This window comes from Roseobacter sp. FCG-D35 (assembly GCF_033436665.1).
Classification (GTDB): Bacteria; Pseudomonadota; Alphaproteobacteria; order Rhodobacterales; family Rhodobacteraceae; genus JAWQFO01.
Map to the genome: position 1 here is coordinate 164,782 of NZ_JAWQFO010000003.1, position 17,425 is coordinate 182,206.

19 protein-coding genes are annotated in these 17,425 nt (G+C 66.1%); 8 read left to right on the forward strand and 11 right to left on the reverse strand.

Annotated features, from left to right (window positions below; translation table 11 throughout):
- Positions 1–74 precede the first annotated feature (74 nt).
- From R5H30_RS09105 to R5H30_RS09125, 5 genes are all read left to right on the forward strand, one after another.
- On the forward strand, positions 75–1,181 hold the full coding sequence (locus tag R5H30_RS09105; RefSeq protein WP_318327937.1) for an extracellular solute-binding protein: 1,107 nt from the start codon (positions 75–77) through the stop codon (positions 1,179–1,181).
- A 66-nt stretch (positions 1,182–1,247) separates the two neighbouring features.
- A complete protein-coding gene (locus tag R5H30_RS09110) occupies positions 1,248–1,538 on the forward strand; it encodes a DUF1330 domain-containing protein (RefSeq protein ID WP_318327938.1) in 291 nt (96 codons plus the stop codon).
- Positions 1,535–1,984 carry a VOC family protein gene (locus R5H30_RS09115; protein WP_318327939.1) on the forward strand — a complete coding sequence of 150 codons (450 nt, stop codon included), beginning with the start codon at positions 1,535–1,537 and terminating at the stop codon, positions 1,982–1,984. The genes R5H30_RS09110 and R5H30_RS09115 overlap by 4 nt, the downstream gene beginning before the upstream one ends.
- Positions 1,981–3,687, forward strand: coding sequence for an ABC transporter permease (locus tag R5H30_RS09120; protein ID WP_318327941.1), 1,707 nt, complete (start codon positions 1,981–1,983; stop codon positions 3,685–3,687). Before R5H30_RS09115 ends, R5H30_RS09120 begins: the two co-directional genes overlap by 4 nt.
- A 4-nt stretch (positions 3,688–3,691) precedes the next feature.
- Positions 3,692–4,855 carry an ABC transporter permease gene (locus R5H30_RS09125; protein WP_318327942.1) on the forward strand — a complete coding sequence of 388 codons (1,164 nt, stop codon included), beginning with the start codon at positions 3,692–3,694 and terminating at the stop codon, positions 4,853–4,855.
- 79 nt (positions 4,856–4,934) lie between these two features.
- On the opposite strand, the gene R5H30_RS09130 is transcribed toward R5H30_RS09125, so the two are convergent.
- Positions 4,935–6,263 carry a lytic murein transglycosylase gene (locus tag R5H30_RS09130; protein WP_318327943.1) on the reverse strand — a complete coding sequence of 443 codons (1,329 nt, stop codon included), beginning with the start codon at positions 6,261–6,263 and terminating at the stop codon, positions 4,935–4,937.
- 69 nt (positions 6,264–6,332) lie between these two features.
- Positions 6,333–7,061, reverse strand: a complete 729-nt coding sequence (locus R5H30_RS09135) for a helix-turn-helix transcriptional regulator (protein WP_318327944.1) — start codon at positions 7,059–7,061, stop codon at positions 6,333–6,335.
- Positions 7,062–7,144: 83 nt separating this feature from the next.
- Between R5H30_RS09135 and R5H30_RS09140 the strand changes: the two genes are divergently transcribed.
- Positions 7,145–7,837: a glutathione S-transferase family protein gene (locus R5H30_RS09140; protein ID WP_318327945.1), complete on the forward strand. Its 693-nt coding sequence runs from the start codon at positions 7,145–7,147 to the stop codon at positions 7,835–7,837.
- Here the strand turns inward: R5H30_RS09140 and rnr are convergent.
- From rnr to dapD, 5 genes are all read right to left on the reverse strand, one after another.
- Positions 7,834–10,095, reverse strand: coding sequence for a ribonuclease R (gene rnr / locus R5H30_RS09145; protein WP_318327946.1), 2,262 nt, complete (start codon positions 10,093–10,095; stop codon positions 7,834–7,836). The two genes, R5H30_RS09140 and rnr, sit on opposite strands and share 4 nt — an antisense overlap.
- A gap of 5 nt (positions 10,096–10,100) precedes the next feature.
- Complete coding sequence (locus R5H30_RS09150; RefSeq protein ID WP_318327947.1) at positions 10,101–10,700, reverse strand: TIGR04282 family arsenosugar biosynthesis glycosyltransferase; 600 nt, start codon at positions 10,698–10,700, stop codon at positions 10,101–10,103.
- Entirely contained in the window at positions 10,697–11,839 is a 1,143-nt protein-coding gene (gene dapE / locus R5H30_RS09155) for a succinyl-diaminopimelate desuccinylase (protein WP_318327948.1), read from the reverse strand. The genes R5H30_RS09150 and dapE overlap by 4 nt, the downstream gene beginning before the upstream one ends.
- A gap of 102 nt (positions 11,840–11,941) precedes the next feature.
- Positions 11,942–12,307: a DUF8846 family protein gene (locus R5H30_RS09160; RefSeq protein WP_318327949.1), complete on the reverse strand. Its 366-nt coding sequence runs from the start codon at positions 12,305–12,307 to the stop codon at positions 11,942–11,944.
- The gene (dapD, locus tag R5H30_RS09165; RefSeq protein WP_318327950.1) at positions 12,307–13,134 is read right to left on the reverse strand and encodes a 2,3,4,5-tetrahydropyridine-2,6-dicarboxylate N-succinyltransferase; all 828 of its coding nucleotides are present in this window, start codon (positions 13,132–13,134) and stop codon (positions 12,307–12,309) included. Before dapD ends, R5H30_RS09160 begins: the two co-directional genes overlap by 1 nt.
- A gap of 150 nt (positions 13,135–13,284) precedes the next feature.
- Here dapD and R5H30_RS09170 point away from each other — a divergent pair, with 150 nt between their 5' ends.
- Positions 13,285–14,136, forward strand: coding sequence for an LOG family protein (locus tag R5H30_RS09170; protein ID WP_318327951.1), 852 nt, complete (start codon positions 13,285–13,287; stop codon positions 14,134–14,136).
- A gap of 10 nt (positions 14,137–14,146) precedes the next feature.
- Here R5H30_RS09170 and R5H30_RS09175 read toward each other — a convergent pair whose 3' ends face one another.
- On the reverse strand, positions 14,147–14,365 hold the full coding sequence (locus R5H30_RS09175) for a hypervirulence associated TUDOR domain-containing protein (protein ID WP_318327952.1): 219 nt from the start codon (positions 14,363–14,365) through the stop codon (positions 14,147–14,149).
- A 123-nt stretch (positions 14,366–14,488) separates the two neighbouring features.
- On the opposite strand from R5H30_RS09175, the gene R5H30_RS09180 reads away from it, so the two are divergent.
- Positions 14,489–14,731: a GlsB/YeaQ/YmgE family stress response membrane protein gene (locus R5H30_RS09180; protein ID WP_318327954.1), complete on the forward strand. Its 243-nt coding sequence runs from the start codon at positions 14,489–14,491 to the stop codon at positions 14,729–14,731.
- 3 nt (positions 14,732–14,734) lie between these two features.
- Here the strand turns inward: R5H30_RS09180 and R5H30_RS09185 are convergent, their stop codons facing one another.
- From R5H30_RS09185 to R5H30_RS09195, 3 genes are all read right to left on the reverse strand, one after another.
- A complete protein-coding gene (locus tag R5H30_RS09185; protein WP_318327955.1) occupies positions 14,735–15,469 on the reverse strand; it encodes a DsbA family protein in 735 nt (244 codons plus the stop codon).
- Entirely contained in the window at positions 15,469–16,653 is a 1,185-nt protein-coding gene (rlmN, locus tag R5H30_RS09190) for a dual-specificity RNA methyltransferase RlmN (protein ID WP_318327956.1), read from the reverse strand. The genes R5H30_RS09185 and rlmN overlap by 1 nt, the downstream gene beginning before the upstream one ends.
- A gap of 109 nt (positions 16,654–16,762) precedes the next feature.
- Complete coding sequence (locus R5H30_RS09195) at positions 16,763–17,293, reverse strand: invasion associated locus B family protein (RefSeq protein ID WP_318327957.1); 531 nt, start codon at positions 17,291–17,293, stop codon at positions 16,763–16,765.
- Between the last annotated feature and the right edge of the window lie 132 nt (positions 17,294–17,425).

The window sequence follows — 17,425 nt, forward strand, 5'->3', positions numbered from 1 at the left end:
AAAGTCAGGCCGGTGCTCAACCCCTCGACGCCGGCTCGTGATCCCCAGAGGGAACATAAACGGGAGAACTGTACATGAAACTCACCACAACGCTTCTGGCTTCCAGCGCCCTGTCGGTCGCTGCCGGGCTTGCCCACGCACAGGACATGGCGAATTCCATGACCCTGGTCAGCTGGGGCGGCGCCTACCAGAACAGCCAGGTCAAGGCCTATGCCGACCCCTACAAGGAAATGCACCCCGACGTCGAAATCGTCTGGGACGAAAGCTCGAACGAGGCCGTGGCCAAGCTGCGCGCCATGAACGAAGCCGGCAACATCACCTGGGACGTGGTGGACGTGGTCGCTTCCGACGCCATCCGCCTGTGTGACGAAGGGCTCGCGATGGAGATCGACCCCGAGGAGCACCTCGCGGCGGCGCCCGACGGCACCTCGGCCGAGGACGACTTCGGCGACCTTCTGGTCAGCGACTGCTTCATCCCGCAGATCGTCTATTCCACGACCTTCGGCTACCGCACCGACATGGTGGGTGACACGCCGCCGACCTCGGTCTGCGATGTCTTCGACACCGAAGCCTTCCCCGGCAAGCGCAGCCTCGAGAAGCGTCCGATCAACAACATGGAATGGGCTCTGATCTGCGACGGCGTGGCCAAGGAAGAAGTCTACGACGTGCTCGCCACAGAAGAAGGCCAGCAGCAGGCGCTCGACAAGCTCGCCACGATCAAGGACGACGTAATCTGGTGGTCGGCCGGTGCCGACACGCCGCAGCTTCTCGCCGACGGCGAGGTCGTGATGGGTTCGACCTACAACGGCCGCCTGTTCTCGGTCATCGAAGAGCAGGACCAGCCGGTCGCGATGCTCTGGGACGCGCAGGTCTTCGACCTTGACGGCTGGATCATCCCCGAAGGTCTGCCGGAAGACCGTCTCGCCCGGGCGCTGGACTTCATCTACTTCGCCACCGACACCCAGCGTCTGGCAGACCAGGCCAAGTACATCAGCTACGGCCCGGCACGTCTGTCGTCGGCTCCGATGGTCGGACAGCATGCCGATCTCGGCATCGACATGGCGCCGCACATGCCGACCGATCCGGAGAACGCCAAGAACACATTCCTCTACAACTACGAGTTCTGGGCTGACTACCGCGACGACATCGACGCCAAGTTCCAGGCGTGGCTGGCTCAATAAGCCGCCGCTGACAGGACCATCCGGGGCCCCGCGCGGGCCCCGGACCCCCCCCGGAAGGACCGCCAGATGCCCAAGGGCTACATCATCGGCCACATCACCGTGAAGGATCCCGAGGCCTATCGCGAATACGTCGAGAAGGACACGCCGATCCTGTTGGGCCATGGTGGACGGTTCATCGTCCGTGGCGGGCGTGCGGAGATTCTCGAGGGTGACGCGCTCGAGCGCCACATCGTGGTCGAGTTCCCGTCCTATGACCAGGCGCTCGCCGCCTACAACGACCCCGACTACCAGAGGGTCGCCGAGATTCGCCGCCGAACGGCGGAGAGCACGATCATCGTGGTGGAGGGCAGCGAATGACGGACCGCCCGTCGTGGATGGCGCCCGGACGCGCTCAGGCCTCGACCTTCATCGTCGTGCCGGACGCCATGCGCGCGGTGAACTTCGCCAAGCACGTCTTCGGCGCGACCGAGACCAGCGCGCCATTGTTCCGCAAGAACGGCGCACTCTGGAACGCTGAACTCAGGATCGGAGACAGCACGATCATGTTCGGTGACGCGCAGCCCGGCATGGAACGTCCCGGCTTTGTCTACGTCCATGTGCCTGACGTCGACGCGACCTACCGCAAGGCGCTCGCTGCCGGCGCTAAGGCGATCATGGAACCCGAAGAACGCTTCTACGGCGACCGCGACGGCGGCGTCGAGGATGCGACAGGAAACTTGTGGTGGATTTCCACCCATACACGCGACCTGACGGCGGACGAGATCGCCGCCGGGGCCCGCGCGCAAGAGGAGGCAGACGCATGAGCGACGCCGCAACAGGCCCTGACCAGGTTACCGGGGCGACACCCGACAACGCGTTGCGCAACGCCGACCGATCCGCCTCGGGCAAGATGCTCGCCGCCGACGGCACACCGCTGAAGGCCAGCCTGAACCGCGCACTGCGCCGCCAGAAACTGCGCGCCCTCGCGCTGATCGCGCCGCTGCTGATCTTCGTGCTGGTCACGTTCATCGCACCCATCGCCGACATGCTCTTCCGCTCGGTCGAGAACCAGATCGTCTCGGAAACGCTGCCCCGCACGGTTGCGGCGCTGGGCGACGAGGATCCGGGCGAGTCCGGCGACGCTGTGCCGCGCGAACCGGTCTTCAAGGCGCTCTACACCGACTTCTTCATCGCCGCCGAGCAAAAGACCCACACCCGCCTCGGCTCGCGCCTGAACTACGAGCAGACCGGGCTTTCGTCGCTGTTCCGTCAGTCGGGCCGCAAGGTCGAGGACATCGCCGAGGTCTACCAGGACCAGTTCGAGGATCTCGACGACTTCTGGAAACATGCCGAGAACTGGAACGCCCTGCTGGGCTCTGAAGAGTGGCTGGCCGAGCAGAACGCCTGGGACGAGGACTCCGGCGATGCGCAACCCTCGTTCGAGGTGCGTGACGGCGTTTCCGACACGCTGCCGCAGACCGTCGCGATCTTCGAGGTCTTCGCCGAATTCGTCCAGGACGAGGAAGAGGACAACCTCGCCGACGAGGACCCCTGGGCGCTGGTCTATTCCGCGCTTTACGACGATCTCGCCGCACAGCCCGACCTTTCCGGCTGGACAGGCTTCGGCGGCGAACAGCTTTCCACGGCGCTTGCCGCGGTGCCCGATTTCGAAAGCGTCGCCTACAAAGAGGCGTTCGGCGAAATCGACGACGACTGGGTCTCGTCCGAGACCTGGCAGACGTTGCGCACCTACAGCCCGGCGCTCACCAACGGCTATTTCCTCAATGCCGTCGATCTCAAGAAGTCCTTCGACGGCCCGACTACGCGCCCCGAGAACGAGCGCATCTACATCAAACTCTTCGGCCGCACCTTCGTGATGTCGATGGCGATCACGCTCAGCTGCATCCTGCTCGGCTACCCGGTGGCCTGGCTGCTCGCCAACCTGCAGGCACGGACCGCGAACCTGCTGATGATCCTCGTGCTGCTGCCGTTCTGGACCTCGCTCCTGGTGCGCACCTCGGCCTGGAAGGTGATGCTGCAGCAGCAAGGGGTGATCAACGACACGCTGGTCTGGCTCGGCGTGGTGAACGATTCCAGCCGGCTGGTGCTGATCAACAACCAGACCGGCACGATCATCGCCATGACTCATATCCTGCTGCCCTTCATGATCCTGCCGCTCTACTCGGTGATGAAGACGATCCCGCCCTCCTACCTGCGCGCCGCGAAATCGCTCGGAGCGACGAACTGGACGGCGTTCTGGCGCGTCTACTTCCCGCAGTCGGTGCCCGGCATCGGCGCCGGCTCGATCCTCGTCTTCATCCTCGCCATCGGCTACTACATCACGCCCGAGCTTGTCGGCGGCACCACAGGCACGTTCATCTCGAACCGGATCGCCTATCACATATCGAGTTCGCTCAACTGGGGTTTGGCCGCCGCACTGGGTTCGATCCTGCTGATCGTCGTGCTCGGGCTCTACTGGGCCTATGACCGGATCGTCGGCATCGACAACGTGAAACTGGGAGGCTGAAGTCATGGCCACGAAAACACCCGCCTCCTTCTACATTCCCGTCGTCGCCGGTTTCGGCGCGCTGGCCGGGCTCTTCGTCGGCACGGCGCAGGGCAACGGGTTCCTCGGCATCCTCGCCGGCGCGATCATTCTGGCCGTCGTGGCCTGGGGTCTTGTCAACCTGGTTCCGGACGAACGCGCCGGGCGCTGGGGCCTTGTCGCCGTCTTCGCGCTGGCCGGCTTCCTGATGGGCGGCATCTCGGCCGCGCTGATCGGCGCTGCCTTCGGCTGGTTCTTCGGCTGGTTCACCTTCTGGCTCGCCGAGGGCCGCTACCGGGCACACCTCGTGCCTTACTTGACCCCCGGCCAGGTCCTCTGGCACTACACCTTCCGTGTGATCTGCGGCGCGATCCTAGTGTTCCTGATCACCCCGATTCTCGTGGTCATGCCGCTCAGCTTCAACGCCGAGGATTTCTTCACCTTCACCCCCGAGATGCTGCGCTTCGACCCTGAAGGATACTCGCTCAAGCATTACGACGACTTCTTCACCAACTCCGACTGGCAGGCGGCGCTGGCCAACTCGGTCAAGATCGCCCCCATGGCGACCCTGCTTTCGGTCGGGTTCGGCACGCTGGCCGCGATCGGCCTCAGCCAGCCGCATGTGCCCTTCCGCCGCGCGATCATGGCGATCCTGATCTCGCCGATGATCGTTCCGCTGATCATCTCGGCCGCCGGCATGTATTTCTTCTACAGCCGCATCGGCCTGCAGGGCACCTACCTCGGCGTCGTGCTCGCCCACGCCGCGCTGGGCATTCCTTTCGTCATCATCACCGTCACCGCGACGCTGGTGGGCTTCGACAACTCGCTGACCCGCGCCGCGGCCAACATGGGGGCCAACCCGGTTACCACGTTCTTCCGGGTGCAGATGCCGCTCATCCTGCCCGGCGTGATCTCGGGCGGGCTTTTCGCCTTCATCACCTCTTTCGACGAGGTGGTCGTGGTGCTCTTCGTCGGCTCGGCGGGTCAGAAGACCCTACCCTGGCAGATGTTCATCGGCCTGCGCGAACAGATCAGCCCGACGATCCTCGCGGTCGCGACGATCCTCGTGGTGATCTCGATCTGCCTGCTGACCACCGTGGAACTGCTACGCCGCCGCTCCGAACGCCTGCGCGGCATGTCCCCGGCCTGAGGCGAAACCGGGCTTTCTCTGGTTCAGAAATATCCCCGCCGGAGGCACGTCCGGGGCGCACAGCCCCGGACGTTTTCCTTCAGCGCAGGCGGTCCAGTAGCCCCGGTCCCGCGTAGCCGTCCGGCACCAGCCCCTTCGATTTCTGGAAGGCGCGCACCGCAGCCAGCGTGTTCGGCCCGATCATCCCGTCGACCCCGCCGGTGTCGAAACTGGCTGCCGTGAGCCGCGCCTGCACCTCCTTGCGCTCGGCCCGGGTCAGGGCGCGATCCTCGCGCGGCCACTCGGCCGCGAAAGCCTCCCCGCCCGCGATCCGGTCGCTCAGGTGCCCGACCGAGATCACGTAGGCGTCGGCGGCATTGTAGCGTTCGATGGCTTGGAAGTTGTCGAAGACAAGAAAGGCTGCGCCCTCGTGGCCGGCAGGCAGAAGCAGCGCCGCCGGACCGTGATCTGGCACCGCGCGCCCCGATCTTTCCGTCACGCCGAGCGCGGCCCAGTCTGAGGGCGCTTTCTTCAGCTTCCGGTCGGCCAGTGCGTAGTCGAACCCCTGCGGCAGCATGACCTCCACGCCCCAGGGCTGCCCCTTCGTCCAGCCGTGATGCGCAAGGTAGGCCGCCGTCGAGGCCAGCGCGTCGCTGGGATCGTCCGACCAGATGTCACGCCGGCCGTCACCGGTGAAATCGACCGCGAGATCGAGATACGAGCCGGGCATGAACTGCGTGTGTCCCATCGCCCCGGCCCAGCTGCCGGTCATGTCGCGCGGCGCGGTGTCGCCGCTTTGCAGGATCGTCAGCGCCGCGATCAGCTGGGCTTCGAAGAACTTTCCGCGCCGCCCGTCGTGGCTCAGCGTGGCCAGGCTGCGGATCACGTCGAGCGATCCGCGATGGGTGCCGTAGGCGCTTTCCATGCCCCAGATCGCGACCAAGACCTCCTTCTCGACCCCGTAGCGCGCCTCGATCCGGTCGAGCAGCGCTGCGTGAAGCTCGAGCGCCGCCTTTCCGTTTGCGATGCGTGTTTCCGACACCGCCCGGTCGAGGTAGTCCCAGATCGTCCGGTTAAATTCGGTCTGGTTGCGATCCTTGGCGATCACCTCGGGATCGTAGGTGACCCCGGCGAAAGCAGCGTCGAGGGTGGCGTCCTTTATACCCGCGGCTCTGGCGCGTGGACGGAACCCCGCGACCCAGGCGTCGAACGCAGCCTGTGCAGCGAGGATCGCCGGATCGACCGGGACCGGCGGCACGCTCACGTCCGCGGGCCGCGTGGATGGCCGGGTCGAAATCGCCGTCGCCACCGTGATCCCGTCCGGGGGGCGTGATTCGGGCCGGGCGGAACCGCCCGGCGGTGCCGCGACGGCCGCGCAGGCCGCAAGCACGGATAGAATGCCCGAAGTTCCGAGGGTTGCCTGTCGCATCGTCTCGCCTGCCGCTCGATCTTGTTGCTTGGCACCGATCCTACTCCCGCGCACTTGCTCGGGAAAGCGTCATTCGGCCGCGGCGCGAGGCTCCGCCGAAGCCTCGCAGGCCATGCGCTCCTTGCGCAGGCGTTCGAGATGCTCGCGCAGCATCGGCACCCGACGCGGCCGGAAGCTGTTTCCCGTCCGCGCGAGCGCGTCCATCCGGTCGAGCCGGAACACCCGGAAGTCCTGCCGCAGGTGGCACCAGGCCATCAGCATGTTGGTGTTCTCGAGATAAACGAGCCCCAGCGGGTCGACCTCGCGCGTGGTGGCGCGCCCCTGCCCGTCCTCGTAGTCGAACCGCACGGAGACCTCGTCCCAGGTCGCACTCCGCAACAGCGCCACGTCGATGCGGATCACCGGCGGCCGCGCGAATCTGTGCGCGTCGAGCACCGCGTGCTGCAGCCGGTGCGCCTGCCGCGGCGGGACCCGCGCCTTGATCTTGGCCAGCGCCGAGCGCGCCGCGCGGGCGAGCGCCGGGTCGCCGATCACCGCAACGTCACGCAGGCCGAGCACCAGCGCCTCGAGTTCGTCGTCCTCGAAGGCCAGCGGTGGAAGAGCGGCATCCTCTACCAGGGTGTAGCCGAACCCGGCCTCGCCATCGATCACCGCGCCCATCCCGCGCAGCGCGTCGATGTCGCGGTAGATCGTGCGCAGCGACATCTCCATCTCTCCGGCCAGTTGCTGGGCGGTGACGGGCGCCGGCAGGCGGCGCAGGGTCTCCATCATCTGGATGAGGCGATGCGTGCGAGTCATGAAACCATTGTAGCACACGTGCTGCCGGATTTTGGCAGTACGACCGCCTAGCCTGACCACGCCCCCGGGATCGGAGTCACCCGATGATCGTCCTGTTTACCTACCCCGCCGCGTTCGGCGAGTTCTCGGCCAGCCCGTTCTGCACCAAGGCGGCTTGGCTGCTGAATGCTGCCGGTGAAGACTGGCGTCGCGAGGACGTGCTCGACCCGCGCAAGATGCCGCACGGAAAACTTCCCGTCATCCGCACCGAGGATCGCCTGGTCGCGGACAGCGACGCCATCCGCGCTTTTCTCGAAGACCGCGGCGCGCGTTTCGAAGAAGGGTTGTCGGATGTCGACCGCGCCAACGCCCGCGCCTTCATCCGCATGGCCGAGGAACATCTCTACTTTCACCTGTTGCAGGACCGATGGGGCAGCGACGCGGTCTGGGCAGAGGTCCGCGAGGCGTTCTTCAGCGAGGTGCCAAGGCCCGTTCGCGGCCTTCTCAGCGGTATCGTCCGGCGGGATCTTCTGAAAGCGGTGCGCGCGCAGGGGACGGGACGCCTCACGGAACCCGAGCGCATGGCGCGGATCGAGCCCGACCTGCAGGCGATTTCCACGCGGCTCTGGCAGGGGGCGTATCTTTTCGGTGCAAGACCTTCGGCAGCCGATGCCTCGGTCGCGGCGATGCTCTCGGGCATGCGCGCGACGCCGGTCGAGACCCGGCTGCAGCAGCGCGTCGCCACCGATACCCAGATCTGCAATTACATCGACCGCGTGACGCAGGCCTTCGGCTAGCGGCGCCGCGTCCGTTTGACCTTGCGCTTGACCTTGTCGGTCTTGTGCTTGGCCCGCACCGCGCCGCGTCGTTTCGGTCCGCGGCCGCGTGTCGCCGGTGCGCCGCGCGGCACCGACTGGCCGTCGAGCGCCACAAGTTCCAGCGCAATGCCCCCCGTTACCGGCACGACCTCGCTCAGCCGCACAGTCACGCGCTGGCCGATGCCGATGATCGTCCCGGTGTCCGCCCCCATGAGCGTTGCCGTCTCGCGGTCGAAATGGAAGAACTCGCGACCCAGCGAACGGATCGGGATCAGCCCGTCGGCCCCGGTCTCGTCGAGCTTCACGAAAGCCCCGAAGCGCGCGACCCCGCTGATCCGCCCGGTCAACTCGGCCCCAACACGTTCCGACAGGTAGGCGGCGAGGTAACGGTCGGTGGTCTCGCGCTCGGCCGCCATCGAACGCCGCTCGGTGTCCGAGATGTGCTGGCCTGTCTGTTCGAGGCCGTCGTGATCCTCGGGCCGCAGCCCGTCCTTGCCCCAGCCGTGCGCCGTGATCAGCGCGCGATGAACGATCAGGTCCGCATAGCGCCGGATCGGCGAGGTGAAATGCGCATAGCGCGCCAGCGCCAGCCCGAAATGGCCCAGGTTGTCCGGCCCGTAATAGGCCTGAGTCATTGAGCGCAGCGTGCTCATGTTGATCAGTTCCGCCTCGTCGGTCCCGGCGGCGGCGTCGAGCAGGCGGTTGAGATGCGCGGTCTTCAGCACCTGCCCCTTGGCCAGCGTGTAGCCGGCGGCCCCGGCGGTCTCGCGCAGTGCCTCGAGCTTTTCCGGCGAAGGTTCCTCGTGCACCCGGAAGAGCAGCGGCACACGCTTCTCGATCAGGGTCTCGGCGGCGCAGACATTGGCCAGCACCATGAACTCCTCGATCAGGCGATGCGCATCCAGCCGGTCCTTGAAATTGACCGAACGCACGGTGCCGTCCTCATCCAGTTCGATGCGCCGTTCCGGCAGGTCGAGGTCCAGAGGCTGCCGCCGTTTGCGTGCTTCGACCAGCGCACCGTAGGCAGCGTAGAGCGGCCTCAGAACAGGCTCTAACAAGGGCCCGGTGCGGTCGCTCGGGTCGCCATCGATGGCGGCCTGCACCTCCTCGTAGTGCAGCGAGGCGGGCGAGCGCATCAGCCCGCGGTGAAAGCTGTGACCGATTTTCGCGCCGGTCGCGTCGACGCGGATGCGCACCGCGATGCAGGCGCGCGGCACGCCTTCGTGCAGGGAACACAGATCGCCCGAGAGGCGGTCGGGCAACATCGGCACGACACGGTCGGGGAAATAGGTCGAGTTGCCGCGCTTGCGCGCCTCGCGGTCGAGCGCCGAGCCGGGCGTGACATAGGCCGCGACATCCGCGATCGCGACCCAGATGACGTGTCCGCCGTCGTTGTCGGGATCCTCGTCGGGATGGGCATAGCAGGCGTCGTCATGGTCGCGCGCATCCGACGGATCGATGGTGATCAGCGGCAGGTCGCGCAGGTCCTCGCGACCTTTGAGGCCCACGGGTTTCTTGCGGTCCGCCTCCTCGATCACATCGTCCGGAAAATCGTCGGGGATGCCGTGCTGGTGGATCGCGATCAGCGAGACCGCCTTGGGCGCGGAGGGATCACCCAGCCGCTCGACGATGCGCGCCTTGGGCAACCCAAGCCGTCCGGCGGCCCCGGCCTGCTCGGCCTCCACGAGCTCGCCGTCCCTCGCGCCATGCGTCGCCCCGGCGGCCACCGTCCATTCCTTGTCCGACCCCTTGTCGATGGGCACGATGCGCCCCCCGTCGGTGCCTTTGCGGAAGATGCCCATGACCCGGCGCGGGTTAGTTCCGATCCGCCGGATCAGCCGCGCCTCGTAGTTGTGGTCGCCGCCCTTGGTTACGGTGAGCCGCGCGAGGATGCGGTCGCCCGCGCCGAGCGCCGGGTCCGAGGCGCGCGGGATCACCAGCACCACCGGCTCCACCCCGTCGCCATGCCACTCGATGGGCCGTGCGAAGAGGTCGCCATCGTGATCCGGCCCGGTCACCACCAGCACGCTGACCGGTGGAAGGCGGTCGGGATCCTGGTACTGGCGCTTGCGCTTTTCCAGGTGCCCCTCGTCCTCGAGCTCTTTCAACACGCGCTTGAGGTCGATGCGCGCAGCCCCCTTGATCCCGAAGGCCTTGGCGATGTCGCGCTTGGCCGTCAGGGTCGGGTGATGCTCGATCCATTCGAGGATTTCGGGTTTTGAGGGGATGCGGCTCATGCCCCTCAGGTAGCACGCACCCCCGGTGCCGTCATGCGCAAATCGTCGGCGCTATCGATGTCGCGCAACGTCCTTGTGCGTGCGATGCGGTGGCCCGGCAAGGTGGCCAGTGTGTCGGCCAGCGCGTGTTTCGTCGACCAGCGGACACTGTCGAAAAGCCCCGGCGGCAGGGCACGTCGCCGCGCCAGACCGACCAGCCAGTATCCTCCGTCCGGGGCCGGGCCGAACACGGCGTCCTGCGCGCCAAGCGCGGCGAAGGCGTCCGCGACGTGTTTCGGCTCTATTCCGGGAATATCCGCGCCGATCACACAGACCGGGCCTGGTTGCGCGGAGCGCAGCGCGCGGGCCATGCGATGCCCGAGGTCGCCGCGTCCCTGCGGCATCCGGGCAAGGTCATGCGGCCAGACCCGGCTTCTCAATCCCTCTCGGTCGGGCGAGACCGCCAGAACGAGGTCCCAGCGCGGATCACGCAGCCGGCGCAACAGTCGCCGGGTCTGGTGCCGGAACCACCAGGCCGCATCGACCATGCCGATCTCGCGTCCCAGCCGCGTCTTGACCCGGCCCGGACGCGGTTCCTTGAGCATCACGACAAGCGTGCGCCTCATGCGAAATAGTCGCGCAGGACCCGGATGTAGATCGCCTTGAGCTGGTGGATCTGCTCGACCGGCACGCATTCGTCGACCTGGTGCATGGTCCGGCCGACAAGACCGAACTCGACCACCGGGCAATGATCCTTGATGAAGCGCGCGTCCGAAGTGCCGCCCGTGGTCGAGAGCTCCGGCTCGATCCCCGTCTCGGCCTCGACCGCCGCCGTAACGAGGTCGCTGAGCGGCCCCGGCGGGGTCAGGAAAGCTTCGCCCGAAACCTTCACCGTCATCTCGACCGAAACGCCGAATTCCGCCTCGATAGAGCCTGTTTCCCGTTCGAGCCATTCGGTCAGGCTGGCGCCGCTGTGCAGGTCGTTGAAGCGGATATTGAGCGTGGCGCGCGCCTCGGCCGGGATCACGTTGGTCGCGGGGTTGCCGGTATCCACGGTGACCACCGCCAGCGTCGAGGCATCGAAATGCTCGGTGCCCTCATCAAGCGTGTGGCTCGACAGCCGGTCGAGCAGACGCACGAGCGCAGGCAGCGGGTTGAGTGCGCGGTGCGGGTAGGCGGAATGGCCCTGCTTTCCGACGACCCGGATCCAGGCCGACATCGATCCGCGCCGCCCGATCTTGATCATCTCGCCCATGCGCTCGGGGCAGGTCGGCTCTCCGACAAGGCAGACCGACATGCGCTCGTCGGCCCCGCTCATGTGATCGAGAAGGGCGATGGTGCCATCCACGGCGTCGCCTTCCTCGTCGCCGGTGATCGCGAGGATCACCGCGCCATCGGGAGGCGTCTCGGTCACGAAATCGACCGCCGCCGCGACGAAGGCCGCCACGCCGGACTTCATGTCTGTGGCGCCGCGCCCGAAAAGAACGCCCTCTACGAGTTCAGCGGCGAAAGGCGGGTGGGTCCAGGCCGCCGCGTCGCCCACGGGGACCACGTCGGTATGGCCGTTGAAGCCGAAGCTTTTCGGATGGCCTTTATCACCCCAGCGCGCGAAGAGGTTGGAGATGCCGCCGCGCTCGACGCGCGTACAGGCGAACCCGGCTTCGGAAAGCCGCTCCTCGATCACGGCAAGCGCTCCGGCATCCTCGGGTGTCACGGAAGCGCATCGGATCAGGTCGGCGGTCAGCAGGGCGGGATCGGTCGGCATGAAATCTCCTGTATCTGCCGGTTTTGCGCGACTGTACGTCCTCGCGCGGCCCCGGAAAATTGCAATTTTCCGGCCCGGATTTTTGCAAAAATCCGGTACGCCTCAGTCTGCATCCATCCCGGGATGGGTGCCATAGAACGGCTCCATCTGGGCGACGATCACAGCGTTTTCCTCCAGCGCGCGCTGCATCAGGCCGCGCTCTTCTTCCGAGATGTCATGCCCCTGCGCTTCGCGCTCGGGAAGCGTGCCGTAGCCGGTCACGTCGAGAGGGGCCATCTCGGCCTGTTTCAGCACGGCAACGGTTTCGCGCACCGCTTCGGCTTCGTCGACGCCTGAGGCATAGACCACCAGCCCTGCGCCGCTGGCCTTCTCGGGCAGCCCGTCGCCGGGCCGCCGTCCGACCTGCACCAGCAGGGTATAGACCTGCTGGCGCGAGACCTTGTTCTTGCCGTCACCCTTGGCCGTCATCAGTCGCGCAGCAGCTCGTTGATCGACGTCTTGGAGCGGGTCTGCGCGTCCACCTTCTTCACGATCACCGCGCAATAGAGACTGATATTGTTCTTCGACGGCATCGAACCCGCCACCACGACCGAACCTGCCGGGACCTCGCCATAGCTGACCGCGCCGGTCTCACGATCCACGATCTTGGTCGACTTGCCGATGAACACGCCCATGCCCAGAACCGAGCCTTCGCGTACGATGCACCCTTCGACCACCTCGGACCGCGCGCCGATGAAACAGTTGTCCTCGATGATCGTGGGACCTGCCTGCATCGGCTCCAGCACCCCGCCGATGCCGACGCCGCCCGAGAGATGCACGTTCTTGCCGATCTGCGCGCACGAGCCGACCGTGGCCCAGGTATCGACCATCGTGCCTTCGTCGACGTAGGCCCCGAGGTTGACGAAGGAGGGCATCAGCACGACGCCCGGCGCGATGAAGGCCGACTTGCGCACGACGCAGTTCGGCACCGCGCGGAAGCCGGCCGCGCGCCACTGGTTGTCGCCCCAGCCCTCGAACTTGCTGTCGACCTTGTCCCACCAGCCGCCACCCTGCGGGCCGCCCTGCTGTTGTTCCATGTCCTTGATGCGAAAGCCGAGCAGAACCGCCTTCTTGGCCCACTGGTTGACGTGCCAGTCGCCACCGTCCCGCTTTTCGGCCACCCGCAGCTTGCCGCTGTCGAGCGCGTCGAGCGTGGCCTCAATCGCCTCGCGGGTTTCGCCGGATGTTGACGGCGTGATCGTGTCGCGCGACTCCCAGGCGGATTCGATTGCGGTTTCGAGCTGGGCGTTCGACATTTGGACACTCCGAATAACGTTTCGTCAGGTTGCCGGGGCTATAGCGTCCGGACCCCCGACGCGCAATCGCGGTCATCGATTCGACGGCCATTGCATCTTTGCGCTCAACCGCCAAGTCTGTGGGCCGACAGTGCCATTCCGGAGAGTATCATGCCGAAACCCCGCCATCCCCTGCGCGACGCCGGAACCGATCGTGCCGCCAGCCGGAGCGTGCCCGATACGCCGCAGACCCGATCCTCGGCCTACCGGCTTGCCTTTCTCGACGAGGATTTCATGTGCCGGCAAGAATTGCGGCCGGTGCGCCTTCAACTTGAGCTCTTGAAGCCGGAGATGGAGCTCGACGCGCATGGCATTCGCAGTACCGTTGTGCTGTTCGGCGGTGCGCGGGTGCCGCGTCCGGCGGAGAAGGACGAGGCCAAGACACCTTACCTGGCCGCGCTGTCGCGGTTCTACGACGAGGCGCGCGAGTTCGCGCGGCTGATGACGCTCAAGAGCAACGAAGAGCCGGGCGAGAACGTGATCGTGACGGGCGGCGGTCCGGGTGTCATGGAGGCGGGCAACCGCGGTGCGGCGGATGCGGGCGGCATGTCGATCGGGCTCAACATCGTTCTGCCGCACGAGCAGGCGCCAAACACTTTCGTCACGCCCGAGCTGTGCTTCAACTTCCACTACTTTGCGATCCGCAAAATGCATTTTTTGATGCGCGCCCGCGCGGTCTGCGTTTTCCCGGGCGGATTCGGGACGATGGACGAACTTTTCGAAACCCTGACCCTGATCCAGACCGGGCGCATGCAGCGCATCCCGCTGCTGCTTTTCGGCGAGGAGTTCTGGAACGAAATCCTGAACTGGGAGGCCCTGTCGCGGGCCGGCACGATTTCCCGGGAAGATCTCGACCTGTTCCGCTTCGTCGAGACCGCGCAGGAGGCGGTCGACCTGATCGACGCGTGGGAGCCGGCGCCGCCGCGTTCGGAAATCCCGGGCCGGCAGGACCCGCGCCTCTAGTCGTGACCAGTCAGGCCTTTCGGACCTCGCTGTGCGACTTCAGGACCGTGTCCCCGTCGTCCTGCTCGATCCGGTAGGCGGGGCACTCCTCGTCCGCGTCGCGGGTGACGTCCGAGCCGTCGATCTTGAGCGTCTGTTTCTGGGTATAGACCTTGACCACCTTGCCGGTGCCGGTGCCGTTGCCCCAATCCCATTCGACCTTGGTGCCTTCGCTATAGCCTTTTGCCATTTGGTGAAACCTCCTCGTCTGCAACACTGGCGAACACCTCGGGGCCTGCCGGGTTCCCGGAACAAACGCGCCGTCACCGCATTGTGAGCGGTAAGGGACTGATACGTAAAAGGAGCGAGTGTCATGGGTATCGGATGGTTTGCCTTCCTCATCGTCGGACTTCTGGCCGGCTGGATCGCGGAAAAGATCATGAAGCGCGACCACGGGTTGCTGAAGAACCTGATCGTCGGCGTCATCGGCGCCTATCTCGGGGCGTTCATCGGCAGCTTTTTCGGGATCGGAGCCAGCGGCTTCTGGTCGGCCCTGATCATCGCGGTCGCGGGCTCCGTGCTGCTGCTGTGGATCGTCAGCAAGCTGCGCGGCTGACGCTCAGGCACAGGTATCGAACGGGGTATCGCGTTCCAGTTCGATGAGCGCGTCGAGCCGCGCATCCTCGATGTTTCCAATCACGAGAGTACGCCCGACGAAGGTCGCAGGCGTGCCTGGAATGCCCAGCGCGCGGCCGAGGGCAAGCTCGGCCGCAATAGCGTCATTCACCTCTTCGGAGGCCGCATCCCGCGTCAAGCGATCCGGGTCGAGGCCGTGCCGGTCGGCGAGGGCGCGCACGGCCGCCGCGCCGGGCGACAGGTTGCGCTGCATGAGATCGCGGCTGACGGCCTCGTAAGCTCCCTGTTGGCGCGAAGCGAGCGCCACCCTGGCGGCGTGCAGCGATCGTGGGCCGAGCAGCGGCAGTTCGTGCCGGATCAGCCGCACGGGCGCGCCGCTGTCTTCCAGCGCGTGCAGTCGACGCTCGAGATCGGCGCAGACCGAGCAGAAATAGTCACTGAATACTGCAATCGGCAGTTGGCCCTCGGTCCATCCGGACGGTCCGAAGAACGCAAGACAGGGGTCGGAGACCTCCGCAATTGGCGTCGATTGTGGGGAGTCGAGACCGATCAGCGCCACCGGTCCCGCGGACATCGCGCCACCTTGCAGAAGCCGGAAACCCGGAAAGCCGTTGATCGGCACGAAGTCGAAATCGCTCGGCCAGTGGCGCAGGATCGGCGGAATCGCAACCGCGACAGCCGCGACCGACCCGATCACGAGAAGGTCGCGCCGGCGCATCAGCCTTGGCTCAGCCCCGCCTCCGCCTCGACCTGCCGGCGCGACTTGCGCGCCCGTTCGGTGGCGGACTTGAGCTGCCCGCAGGCCGCCATGATGTCCTCGCCGCGCGGCGTGCGGATCGGCGTGGCATAGCCGGCCTTGTAGATGATGTCGGCAAAGGCCCGGATGCGATTGTTCGACGACCGTTTGTACGGCGCGCCGGGCCATTCGTTGAACGGGATCAGGTTGATCTTGGCCGGGATGCCCTTGATCAGTTCCACCAGCCGCCGGGCGTCCTCGTCGCTGTCATTCACCCCGTCGAGCATCACGTATTCGAAGGTGATCCGCTCGGAGTTGCTCGCCTTGGGATAGGCCTTGAGCGCCGCGAGCAGCTCGGCGATGTTCCAGCGCTTGTTGATCGGCACCAGCCGGTCGCGGGTCTCATCGGTGGTGGCGTGGAAGCTGACCGCAAGCTGGCAGCCGATCTCTTCGGCGGTGCGCGCGATCTCGGGCACCACACCCGAGGTCGAGAGCGTGATCCGGCGGCGCGAGAGCTGGATGCCTTCGGCGTCCATCGCGATCTTCATTGCGTCGCGGACGTTCTCGAAGTTGTAGAGCGGCTCGCCCATGCCCATCAGCACGATGTTCGACAAAAGCCGCGTTTCGTCCTTGGGCGCGCCGATCTCGGGCCATTCGCCCAGGTCGTCGCGTACCACCATGACCTGGCCGATGATCTCACCCGCAGTCAGGTTGCGCACCAGCTTTTGCGTGCCGGTGTGGCAGAACGAGCAGGTAAGCGTGCAGCCGACCTGGCTCGACACGCACAAGGTGCCGCGGCCGTCTTCGGGAATGTAGACGATCTCGACCTCGTGCCCGCCGGCGATCCGGACGAGGTACTTGCGGGTGCCGTCCTCGCTGACGAGTTTCGAAACGACCTCGGGGACCGCGATCACGAAACGCTCTTTCAGCATCGCGCGGTAAGGCTTGGCGAGGTTGGTCATGGCGTCGAAGTCGCGCACGCCCCACTGGTAGATCCACTGCCAGATCTGACCGACGCGCATCTTGGCCTGCTTTTCCGGCGTTCCGGCCTCGATCAGGACATCGCGCATCCGGTCGCGGGTCAGGCCGACAAGGTTCACCGGCCCGTCCGGCAGCTTCCGGGGGATCGTGTGCACGTCCTGCGTGATCGGTGCGTTGGCGGTCATGGCGCGGGCCTTTCCCAGTGTTAGGCGGCTTCCATATAGGCGTTTGGCGCGAAATCAAAACAAAACAGCCCCGCGAACGGGGCTGTCGGGATCACAATGTGACGCAGCGTTACCCGGCGCAGCGCTTCTCGGCATCCTCGACCGCGGCGGTGAAGCCGAGCAGCGAGAAGGTGTCTTTCGTGTCGGTGCCGCGTCCAGAGCGGCCCGAAACCACGGCATCCGCGCCGCGCTTCATCGCCGCGATGATCTTGGCGTCGTCGGCGGGGGTTGCGGGCCAGGCCCATTCGCCTTCGGTGAAAAGCTCGAACTCGGTGCCGCTGATGTTCACGTTGACCGTGGACCCGCTGGCGAAAGGGTAGCCGCCTGTAAAGGCGACCTGACCGCTTGCGTTCGCGCTGGGCCGGTAGAACACCATCAGCAGGGTCTGGCCGCGGTTCACCGCGACGACGCGCCCGTCCTTGGAGTTGACGGTTTCCTTCGGGGTCGACACGCCCCAGCATTCCTTGGGGTTGTTCTCGACGAACACGCTCCAGTCCGTCTGCGCCGCCACCCGGTTGGTGCTCTGGTCCTGCGCCAACGACCCGGTGGCCGTCAGTGCCAGAACCGCAAACGCCGTTCCGAATGTTCTGGAAAGTACCATGTTTTGCAGCCTCCAGCTGTCCTTGACCTCAACGCGCTGCGGCGACGCCCGGCGGACCTTTCTGGCCCGTCTCTTGCATCGCCCCGCAATCTTCTCGACAAGAGGCACAGTAACGCGAAAGGCGCTCCGGGC